Origin of the sequence: Nostoc sp., assembly GCF_036916975.1 — a bacterium.
Taxonomy (GTDB): Bacteria; Cyanobacteriota; Cyanobacteriia; order Cyanobacteriales; family Nostocaceae; genus Nostoc.
The window spans coordinates 1-9,831 of sequence record NZ_JBALFF010000018.1; the positions used below are offsets into that span (position 1 = coordinate 1).

Genomic DNA, 9,831 nt, shown 5'->3' on the forward strand with positions numbered 1-9,831 from the left:
TGCGCTTTTGCGCATCTTTATCCGGATGCGCTAAAGCGCAACTACGAGCCACCACTTACAAGTAAAAACTTTATTAAATAATTTTTGTATAGTTATGCTAAATCTGAATAATTATAGTAATCATAAAAAAAACCAAACATTGTTAGGCTTTGCCATAATATTATCATTAATATTGTGTGTTGAATTAGCAATTAGAGCTTATTCTTTTAATTTTGAGGCTTTAGCTAATTCCACAGGTCAATATTTACCTGACTTTTCTAAAACTCTTAACAAAATAAGAGTAGGTATAGAATACCGTTGCTTAATTATTATATATATTGTCTGGTTAATAATAAACAAAAACAAAAAAAAAGATATAAGTTTTATAAAAATACTAAAAAATAGTTCATTCTTTTTGTTAATTGCCTTCATAAGTTATCCAGTAACCACTGATATTAATCTATATATACATTATGGTTTGATGGATTTAAATGGAATTAATCCTTTTCTTAATTCTGCAAGCACATTTACCTCAAAGTTGTCTCCATTCTTGATCTGGAAACAGACTTCAACTTATGGGCCTATATCTCAAATATTTTTTATGTTTTCCGCTATTTTCGTTGCAATTACTCCTAGTTTGGGAATTTATGTATTTAAATTAATATGTCTTCTATTCCATATATTAAATACTTCGTTAATATGGCGGCATTTAAAAACATCTCCTCATAAAACTAATATAACAATTGCATATTTAGTTAACCCATTTTTGCTATATGAGCAGGTAACAAATGCACATCTTGATATATTAATTTCTACGGTTTTAATTATTTTAATAATATGCCTTAAAAACCATAAATATATAGCTGCGATTATGACAGCTTGGATTGGTTTTTTAATTAAAACATTACCAATTATTTGGTTACCTCTAATCTTTGTTTATTTAATTAAGCAACAACGTTGGAAAATTTTATCCAGTGCTATTTGTATCTGTTTAGCTATAATTATTGCAACCACTGTTATAGCTTTACCTACAGTCGATGCTTGGAGAAGCCTTTTAAATCCTGGGGTTGGAGAAAGAGTAGGCGGTTCATTATATGCTGTGGTTAAGAGTTTACTAAGTTTAAAAATTCTAAACTTTTCTCTAAGTTTCCAACATACTTTATACTCAATAATTAAACCTATAATCTTTTCTATATTTGTAGTTTCTTATTTGATTATTTTGGTAAAACCATATTGGCAAAAAAATTATTCTGAAATTAATCTTAGTATAAATATAGGATGGGTTACTTTAATATTATTTATGTTTGCTGCTCCTTGGTATTGCTCTTGGTATTCCTCTGTGCTGCTGGCAGTCGTAGCTTTAAGCATCCATTCAAAAAGATTCGCAATTACTAGCATCGGATTCTGCATTATAAGTGCTATTACTTAAACAGTAGTTTTTCACCCTCCCCTTAAACCAATTCGCAATTAAATATAGCGGTTCTCGTTTATGTGAGGTACATCGGTAGGGGCATGGCACTGCCATGCCCCTACACCTGGCGATATAATGTTGTACCGCATCTGAATCGCAACGCTTACAAGGGGCGAGGTATGTACCACAAATTCCTAATTAAGGTGAGGAATCAGTACTTGTGAGTTAGAAGTTTTGCATCTTTAATTCCTAACTCATAACTTTTTTGCTAGCCGCCGCTGACTGGTGGAATCAGCACGACTTCATCCCCATCTTGTAGATAGGTATCTGGTTCGACAAATATTAGATTAATTCCAAAGCGGGTAACCTCACGCCATTGTGAGAGTTCGGGGTGTTCAGCTATGAGGCGATCGCATACTGCTTTGACTGGCATACTTTTAGGAAATTCCAGCACCAGTTCCGAAACCTTAAAGGCTTCTTGATAAGCAGCGAACAATTTTACGGTAACGGTAATTGCAGATTTAGACATATAACATGCTTTGGCAGTACCAGCAAGTAGTTTAATAGTTCAGTTCTGTATAGTCAAATATAGTCAGACATGGCTTTTTAGAAATTACTATTCCTTCACAGAACCTTTAAAGCATTTAAACCAAACGCATACAAGTACCTCACTTCCAGAGCCGTCTACTATAGGACTTACGCTTTCAAGGCACTGAAAGCCTCGATTTCTCGTAGGGACTATTCATGAATTGCCCCTACATTTCGTACTTGATGCGTAAGTGCTATACTAATATTGCAATTTTCGGCTTGCATTGCACATCTACCCATGAGGGGGACAAGTTGACAAGAGGTGAAAACTTGCAACAAGTCTTTCCCCTTATCCCCAATTCTCCTTGTCCCCAAGTCCTCTTTCCCAATGCCCCATACCCAGATTAGGAAACAGTAGTAAGCGATGCCAAGGGATCGGGTATTGCCTCAGAAGGAGCTTGGAATTCACCAGTGATGACGTACTCTAGACGCAGTTTTAACCAAGTAATAAATTGGGAATTAGTAGAAATAATGGCTACTGCTGGTTGGGGACACTTCGCCTTTAACTCTTTAAATTGGGGTGTTTCCAAGAAAGCTGGTTGCTGAACCAACCAAAAATCTATTTGTTTTTCTTGTTCGTGATAGTGACGGGTGCGTTCTTTGAGAACTTCGTGTATTGGTTCTTCATCGAGAAGAAATTTTTGACTGGCCAAAACGTAATAATATGTTTGCATTTTTATCCTTTGGTTGCTATGTGAATAATTTAAGGGTACAGTGCTGCACTCTGTACCCCTAAAAACTAACTCTTGTGCAATTTATTGAACCAAGAACTGAACGGACAAGCACTTCCCTGCTTTTGGGCATTTATCTGTTTGCCACCAGATGTTAGCTTTTCCAAGAACAAATTATTGTCGAAATAGTGTTCCAAGGAAATAACCTTCAAGTCATCGGTAACTTTTGCAATGCTCATGCCGATAATTTCTACTGTCTCTCCAGTAGGTGCATGGCCTTTGTATTCTCCTTTAAAATGTCCCCAATGCCGCCATTTGAATGTGACATTTGGTGGCCCTGAGAAAACTTCCAGCACTTCCCAAGGAAATCCTTGGGGAAATGTTGTGTGGAAGACTTTTGCGGATGATTCAAAGCTTTCTTCTGAAGACTTGTAATGTTCTGAATCAGCCATAAATAAATTGTAAGTACCTTGGGCTGATAAATCTGCCGCTGTGTACTCGACTCCACCATTGGTACTTACACGAAATTTGTCATTCACAATAGATAACCACTCTTGCGGGTTAGCTTTGAAGGATACCTCCATCTCGAAGGTTCGCACCAAGTTTTGCACGATCGCTTCCAGTGTACCTTCAAGGTGATTATAGGTACTTTCTTGAGCGAGATTCTCTTTGGAACGGGAATAATCAGGCGGTGTTTGATAGCGCCACTCGACATCAGTGCTTTCTGCTATCACCTTATCCCGATCCTGTACCCAAAGCGGCAGGTTGTTAGACTGTGTTGCGCTCATAGAAGTCTTTGCTGAAGGTTTGCTCTCAATTTCTAGATTTCGCAGTAGACAACCCCTCTTTTAAGATACGGGAGTGGGGAGTAAGAATTTTAGATTTTAGATTTTAAATTTTGGATTAAATTTCAATCTAAAATCTAAAATCTAAAATTGAATAGCCCCATTCCCTACTCCCTATTCCCTCTTATGGCTTGTTTCATCTCGCGGACTGCTCTTTCCATACCTACTAATGCTGCCCGACTGATGATGGTATGACCGATGTTCAGTTCTTCCATACCTGGAAGCGCAGCCACCGGATAGACATTCCAGTAGGTGAGTCCATGACCAGCGTTAACTCGCAATCCAGCTTTAATCGCTTGTTCACACCCTTTAGCTAATATCGCTAATTCTCGCTGGCGATTTGTTTCATCCTTAGCCTCAGCATATTGTCCGGTGTGCAGTTCAATAAATCGCGCCTGCACCTTGACAGATGCTTCTATTTGTGCTATGTCGGCATCGATAAATAAACTAACTGGAATATTAGCGCTTTGCAATTTATCGACTATCTCACCTATTCTAGCAATTTGGAGGGTAATATCTAATCCGCCTTCTGTGGTGACTTCTTCGCGCTTTTCGGGGACTAAGGTTACATAATCTGGTTTGATATCAAGAGCGATCGCTAGCATTTCATTTGTAGCAGCCATTTCTAAATTAAGATGCGATCGCACTGTTTGTCGCAATATACGCACATCCCTGTCTTGAATATGCCGCCGATCTTCCCGTAGATGCACCGTAATTCCATCTGCACCCCCTAATTCTGCCAGCACCCCCGCCGCCACCGGGTCTGGTTCCACTGTCCGCCGTGCTTGCCGGATGGTGGCGATATGGTCAATGTTAACGCCAAGTGTAGGCACCCCAAATTTCTCCCAACTCCACAGTCCTCAGAATTTGATTTTACCGGAAATACTGGTCTTGCATATCAACATAATTCATAATTCATAATTTCACTCAGTGTGAGATGCTAAATCCACGCTCTTTAAGACCACGCTGATTAAAAGTTCACTGTGGGCTGCTGTAGCCATTTTTTTAATATGAATTATGAATTAATAATTATTTGGTGAAAGTAAAGATTAAATATAGCAAAAGGCACAGGAGTGGAGTTCTGATATGCGTTTGCGAAGTCTTAAAGACTCATTAACGAACTTCTAATGGGACTTAAACATGACTTGAAACAATGTCTGCATCATTAGCAGAATTCTGGGACGATCGCATCTCTACAATGCACAAATTTGCCCATTTTAGTGTTAAACATTATTACTACATCCTATTACTAGATTCTTTTTTTACTTTGTACACTGTATAAATGCTAGAATCCTCAAGTAGACAGTTAGGATACTTAGATGCCAGTTGTAGCTAACTCAATCAAGTTTGGTACAGACGGCTGGCGGGGCGTTATTGGTGACGAGTTCACCTTTGAACGCCTAGCCCTGGTCGCGCCAGTTGCCGCAAAAGTATTATATGATACATATTTTTCTACGGTGGGTAGCCGGACAATAATTGTCGGTTACGATCGCCGATTCATGGCCGAAGATTTTGCTCGTGCTGTTGCTGAAACTGTTAGCTCTGTCGGATTTGATGTGTTACTGAGCGAAAGCTTTGCCCCAACCCCAGCTTATAGTTGGGCAGCAAAAGAACTCAATGCTTTAGGGGCGCTGGTAATTACAGCTAGTCATAATCCAGGTATATATTTAGGGTTAAAAGTCAAGGGTTGTTTTGGTGGGTCGGTACCGTCAGAAGTCACAAAAGAGATAGAAGGGCAGTTGTCGGTTGGAGTACCATTAGCAGCGACTCCAGGGAAGCAAGAGAAATTTGATCCTTGGCCTAGTTATACGCAAGCATTAGAAGCTAAAGTTGATATTGCCAAAATTCGAGAAGCGATCGCCTCTGGCAAATTGACATTATTTGCCGATGTTATGCATGGGGCGGCGGCTGGCGGATTGGCGAGACTACTAGGCAATCAAGTCAAAGAAATCAACTCAGAACGCGATCCCCTATTTGGTGGTGGTGCGCCGGAACCCTTGCCTAAATACCTTTCAAAGCTATTTGAAGTCATCAAAAGTCACCGAGAAACCGATAAATCAAGTTTAACGGTGGGGTTGGTATTTGATGGAGACTGCGATCGCATTGCGGCCGTAGACGGAGAAGCCAACTTCTTGAGTTCTCAAGTCTTAATCCCGATATTAATCGATCATTTAACCTTGCGGCGCGGCTTTAGTGGTGAAATAGTCAAAACTGTTAGTGGTTCCGACTTAATGCCCCTTGTAGCAGCACTACATAACCTATCGGTATTTGAAACAGCAGTTGGTTATAAATACATTGCTGACAGAATGTTAATCGCAAAAGTTTTGCTGGGCGGCGAAGAGTCGGGAGGAATTGGCTATGGTAGTCATATTCCCGAACGCGATGCACTGCTGTCAGCATTATACGTTCTAGAGGCAATTGTAGAATCTGGTTTGGATTTAGGTGAGTATTATCGTTACTTGCAGAACCAAACAGGGTTTACCTCAGCTTACGATCGCATTGATTTACCCTTAGCAAGTATGGAAGTGCGATCGCGTCTTTTGCAACAACTACAAACTCAACCCTTAACAGAAATTGGCGGGTTACCAGTAATAGATTGTCAAACAATCGACGGCTACAAGTATCGCCTAGCTGATAAAAGCTGGTTAATGATTCGATTTAGCGGTACTGAGCCAGTTTTACGTTTGTACTGCGAAGCCCCGACAATTGAGCAAGTGCATCAAACTCTTGCTTGGGCGAAACACTGGGCGGAGTAAAATTAGTGAAGAGTTGAGAGTTAGGAGTTAGGAATTAATTAACTCCAAACTCCAAACTGCTAACTCCTAACTAATAACTCCTAACTCCTAACTAATAATTTGTAATTGATGACATTACTCGTAGTAGCTACAGGAAACCCAGGTAAGTTGCGGGAAATGCAAGCTTATCTGGAAAATTCTGGTTGGGAATTAACCCTCAAACCTGAAGAATTGGAAATTGAAGAAACGGGCGAAACCTTTGCCGCCAACGCTTGTCTAAAAGCATCACAAATTGCTAAAGCTACAGGAAACTGGGCAATTGCTGATGATTCGGGCTTGCAAGTAGATGCCCTAAATGGCGCACCAGGGGTATATTCTGCACGTTACGCTAAAACCGACTCAGAACGCATTGCTAGGGTATTGAGAGAATTAGATAACGAAGTCAATCGACAAGCTCAATTTGTTTGTGCAGTAGCGATCGCTCGTCCTGATGGTGCGATCGTATTACAATCTAAAGGTATTTGTCGCGGCGAAATTCTTCATGCGCCGCGTGGTGATGCTGGTTTCGGCTACGATCCAATTTTTTATGTACAAGAGTTGCAATTAACCTTTGCTGAGATGACACGGGAGTTGAAGGGATCAATTAGCCATCGAGGCAAGGCTTTTACAGCTTTACTTCCGCAGCTAGAGAAAATTAAGAGTTAGGAGTTGGGAGTTGGGAGTTGGGAGTTAGGAGTTAGGAGTTAGGAGTTAGGAGTTAGGAGTTAGGAGTTAGGAGTTAGGAGTTAGGAGTTAGGAGTTAGGAGTTAGAAGTTAGAAGTTAGAAGTTAGAAATTGGGAGTTAAAAATTGGGAGTTGGGAGTTGGGAGTTGGGAGTTATGAATTTTACTAAATCTTCACTCATAACTCATAACTCTTAACTCATAACTCTTAACTCATAACTCCCAACTCATAACTCCTAACTCATAACTCCTAACTTTTTTAAACTGCTTCTGTGTTCTTTTCGCCGGTGCGAATCCGAATCACTTGCTCAACAGACGAGATGAAAATTTTACCATCGCCGATTTCACCAGTGCGGGCAGCAGCAATAATTTTGTCCACCACCATATCAACTTGATTGTCATCAACTACAATTTCCACTTTGAGTTTTTGTAGAAACTCAACGGTGTACTCAGAACCGCGATACCGTTCAGTTTGGCCTTTTTGCCGTCCGAACCCCCGGACTTCAGAAACAGTCATGCCGACAATACCAGCGTTAACCAAGGCAATTTTCACCTCATCTAGCTTAAATGGGCGGATAATAGCTTCTACTTTTTTCATCTTTTTGACTCCTGACTTCTACTAGCTTCGTTTATATATCTAACCAGATCCTTTGTCTGAAGCTGTAACTAGCAGTGCTTTTCCTAAAATATATGTAAAAATTACCACTTTTTTAAAGTGTAGATGCTTTGCCTGATGGTTTGGGACATGAAAAGCGGCAAGGATTTATTAATTGGATAATCTTTGAGGTTCTAACATAAAGAAGTTACCGTCAATTTAGCATTTTATGTAGCTTTTATAACCTAAAAATAAATAAATTCCGCCATTTAACAGATATGCTCAAATATTTTAGAGAGTGATTGTAGAGAACTTGCTCGGTAGCTCGAAAGCTTAGTGCTGCTGACTGTGGGAGTGTTAACTAACGTTTCTGATGTTCAAACAAGGGACGCACAACGAAATATCCAGCACTAAAGGCAGTAAGCATGATTAACAATATGGTGATAATTAACCACCAGCCATTGAGTCCCTTAGCATTTGGCTCAGTAGTGGAATAATAACTTACTTGTTGCTCTTCTATATAAACTGGTTCTGATATCGGGAAATTCATTTCCATTACAGGTGTAGAAAAGTCTTGGCGGCGGCTTTTTTCGGGTGGCGTTTTGGGAATAACGGGTGGATGCGAACGAGAAACCTGCTGACGTGGACGTGCTTGTGTTACTGGCATAGCGGCATTTTTAACCTCACCAGAAGCTTGGGGGACTTGGTGATAACTAGGCGTAGCATGGGAATCCACTAACTTTTGCAAATAAGAAAAAGACTCAAGAACTTTGGTAATTTCTTGGCGTAGTAGTTGATTTTCTTGTGCTAATTGCTGGTTTTTGGTGGTAAGTGCATGTAGCTTCGCCTGTGCTGCTTGCAACTCTGTTGACAATTCCCTGTATACAGAAAGTGGTACAGAGGGAGGGTAGGCTTGAGTAGTCGGTGTTGGCGAATTTCTGTGAACTGAACCTATGGTTGTTCGCATCGGGGGCTTGGTATTAAAAATCAAGATAAGCAAGTCGTACAGAGATGCTAACAAAGATAGTCAGCCCTGAAACTATGCCCAAGAATAATAGAAAAATGGCGAAAGGGCAAAGATTTATTATCGGGAATTGGGAAAGAGGAGGCAAAAGGCAGAAGTTCTTTATTTTGAATGCGTGAATTTTGAATTGATTTTTCCCTCATCTCCCTCATCTCCCCCTGCCTCCCCAATCCCCTTGATAAGCTTAATTTCGTAACAATGGGAAGAAATGTCCTACAGGACCTTGCCCTTTGCCAATATCTAGGGCGTAAGTGAGTGCAGTAGTTACATACTCCTTTGCCTGTTTCACAGCCTGCCACAAGTCTGTTCCCTTGGCCAAATTAGCAGCGATCGCAGCCGATAGTGTACAACCAGTACCGTGGGTATTTTTTGTCTCTACTTGCTGGCAAGTCAAAACTTCCAACTTGTCCCCATCAAACCAGATATCAACACCACGCAAATCTCCCTGCATACCTCCGCCCTTGACTAAAACAGCCTTCGTCCGCAAAGTCTTGTGAATAATTTCAGCAGCAGCTTGCATATCCTCCAAAGAATTAATTTGTAAACCGCTTAAAATTTGGGCTTCGTAGCGATTCGGCGTGATCATAATTGCCTTGGGAATCAGGGCTTGGCATAGAGTCTTCACAGCATCATCATCAATCAATTGTGCTCCTGTACGTGACACCATTACTGGATCAACTACTAAATTATCGATTTGTAAAGCTTCCACCTGCTGGGCAACAGCAAAGATAATTTCCTGATTGAGCAACATTCCCGTCTTGGCAGCTTGTATGCCAATATCCTCAACTACTGCCTGAATTTGCGCCACAACAGCCTCTGTTGGCATGGCATCAACCCTTTTCACTCCTAAAGTGTTTTGTGCCGTGATGCAGGTTATAGCGCTAGTACCGTGGACACAGTGAAAAGCAAAAGTCCGTAAATCAGCTTGAATTCCTGCACCGCCACCGCTATCTGAACCCGCAATAGTCAAAGCAACGGGTATTCTGGAGTTTATTTCAGTGTTCATATTATGAAGATTAACTAAATTGGGATCATCAAACCAAACTATCTCAAAGATTGATGAACTAGACCAAAACCCTCTTCTTTCCAGCCTCCTATCTGAGCACAACCACAAATACGAGAACCTGACTTGAAAATCCTGTTAGGGGTAGCGCTTGGTAAAGAAGGCATCGCTTCTTTAAAAATTTTTAGATAAACTTCATCAAATCCTTGCACAAAGCGCTCTCCACTCCCATATAACTCTGGAAATTAACAGCACTCC

General features: G+C 40.6%; 11 protein-coding genes. 3 read left to right on the plus strand and 8 right to left on the minus strand.

Annotation, left to right across the window (positions count from 1 at the left end; all coding sequences use genetic code 11):
* Positions 1-94: 94 nt before the first annotated feature.
* Positions 95-1,408, plus strand: a complete 1,314-nt coding sequence (locus V7K73_RS03685) for a hypothetical protein (protein ID WP_334877238.1) — start codon at positions 95-97, stop codon at positions 1,406-1,408.
* 250 nt (positions 1,409-1,658) lie between these two features.
* Here the strand turns inward: V7K73_RS03685 and V7K73_RS03690 are convergent, their stop codons facing one another.
* The 4 genes from V7K73_RS03690 to V7K73_RS03705 form a co-directional block, all read right to left on the minus strand.
* Entirely contained in the window at positions 1,659-1,919 is a 261-nt protein-coding gene (locus V7K73_RS03690; protein WP_334877239.1) for a MoaD/ThiS family protein, read from the minus strand.
* Positions 1,920-2,322: 403 nt separating this feature from the next.
* Positions 2,323-2,652, minus strand: coding sequence for an MgPME-cyclase complex family protein (locus tag V7K73_RS03695; protein WP_334877241.1), 330 nt, complete (start codon positions 2,650-2,652; stop codon positions 2,323-2,325).
* A 65-nt stretch (positions 2,653-2,717) separates the two neighbouring features.
* Positions 2,718-3,437: a SnoaL-like polyketide cyclase gene (locus V7K73_RS03700; protein WP_334877243.1), complete on the minus strand. Its 720-nt coding sequence runs from the start codon at positions 3,435-3,437 to the stop codon at positions 2,718-2,720.
* A gap of 164 nt (positions 3,438-3,601) precedes the next feature.
* Positions 3,602-4,327, minus strand: coding sequence for a pyridoxine 5'-phosphate synthase (locus tag V7K73_RS03705; RefSeq protein WP_334877245.1), 726 nt, complete (start codon positions 4,325-4,327; stop codon positions 3,602-3,604).
* Between the two features lie 486 nt (positions 4,328-4,813).
* Here V7K73_RS03705 and V7K73_RS03710 point away from each other — a divergent pair, with 486 nt between their 5' ends.
* Complete coding sequence (locus V7K73_RS03710) at positions 4,814-6,250, plus strand: phosphoglucomutase/phosphomannomutase family protein (protein ID WP_334877247.1); 1,437 nt, start codon at positions 4,814-4,816, stop codon at positions 6,248-6,250.
* 105 nt (positions 6,251-6,355) lie between these two features.
* Positions 6,356-6,934 (plus strand): RdgB/HAM1 family non-canonical purine NTP pyrophosphatase, encoded by a 579-nt coding sequence (gene rdgB, locus V7K73_RS03715; RefSeq protein ID WP_334877249.1) that lies wholly within the window; start codon positions 6,356-6,358, stop codon positions 6,932-6,934.
* 276 nt (positions 6,935-7,210) lie between these two features.
* On the opposite strand, the gene V7K73_RS03720 is transcribed toward rdgB, so the two are convergent.
* From V7K73_RS03720 to V7K73_RS03735, 4 genes are all read right to left on the minus strand, one after another.
* Complete coding sequence (locus V7K73_RS03720; RefSeq protein WP_229453600.1) at positions 7,211-7,549, minus strand: P-II family nitrogen regulator; 339 nt, start codon at positions 7,547-7,549, stop codon at positions 7,211-7,213.
* A gap of 358 nt (positions 7,550-7,907) precedes the next feature.
* A complete protein-coding gene (locus V7K73_RS03725; protein ID WP_334877252.1) occupies positions 7,908-8,513 on the minus strand; it encodes a cell division protein ZapB in 606 nt (201 codons plus the stop codon).
* Between the two features lie 241 nt (positions 8,514-8,754).
* A complete protein-coding gene (thiD, locus tag V7K73_RS03730; protein WP_334877254.1) occupies positions 8,755-9,576 on the minus strand; it encodes a bifunctional hydroxymethylpyrimidine kinase/phosphomethylpyrimidine kinase in 822 nt (273 codons plus the stop codon).
* A gap of 38 nt (positions 9,577-9,614) precedes the next feature.
* Positions 9,615-9,785 carry a hypothetical protein gene (locus tag V7K73_RS03735; protein ID WP_334877256.1) on the minus strand — a complete coding sequence of 57 codons (171 nt, stop codon included), beginning with the start codon at positions 9,783-9,785 and terminating at the stop codon, positions 9,615-9,617.
* Between the last annotated feature and the right edge of the window lie 46 nt (positions 9,786-9,831).

Coding starts and splice junctions, on each gene's coding strand:
- V7K73_RS03685 (WP_334877238.1), top strand. CDS start 95: ATGCTAAATCTGAATAATTATAGTAATCATAAAAAAAACCAAACATTG.
- V7K73_RS03690 (WP_334877239.1), bottom strand. CDS start 1,919: ATGTCTAAATCTGCAATTACCGTTACCGTAAAATTGTTCGCTGCTTAT.
- V7K73_RS03695 (WP_334877241.1), bottom strand. CDS start 2,652: ATGCAAACATATTATTACGTTTTGGCCAGTCAAAAATTTCTTCTCGAT.
- V7K73_RS03700 (WP_334877243.1), bottom strand. CDS start 3,437: ATGAGCGCAACACAGTCTAACAACCTGCCGCTTTGGGTACAGGATCGG.
- V7K73_RS03710 (WP_334877247.1), top strand. CDS start 4,814: ATGCCAGTTGTAGCTAACTCAATCAAGTTTGGTACAGACGGCTGGCGG.
- V7K73_RS03720 (WP_229453600.1), bottom strand. CDS start 7,549: ATGAAAAAAGTAGAAGCTATTATCCGCCCATTTAAGCTAGATGAGGTG.
- V7K73_RS03725 (WP_334877252.1), bottom strand. CDS start 8,513: ATGCGAACAACCATAGGTTCAGTTCACAGAAATTCGCCAACACCGACT.
- thiD (WP_334877254.1), bottom strand. CDS start 9,576: ATGAACACTGAAATAAACTCCAGAATACCCGTTGCTTTGACTATTGCG.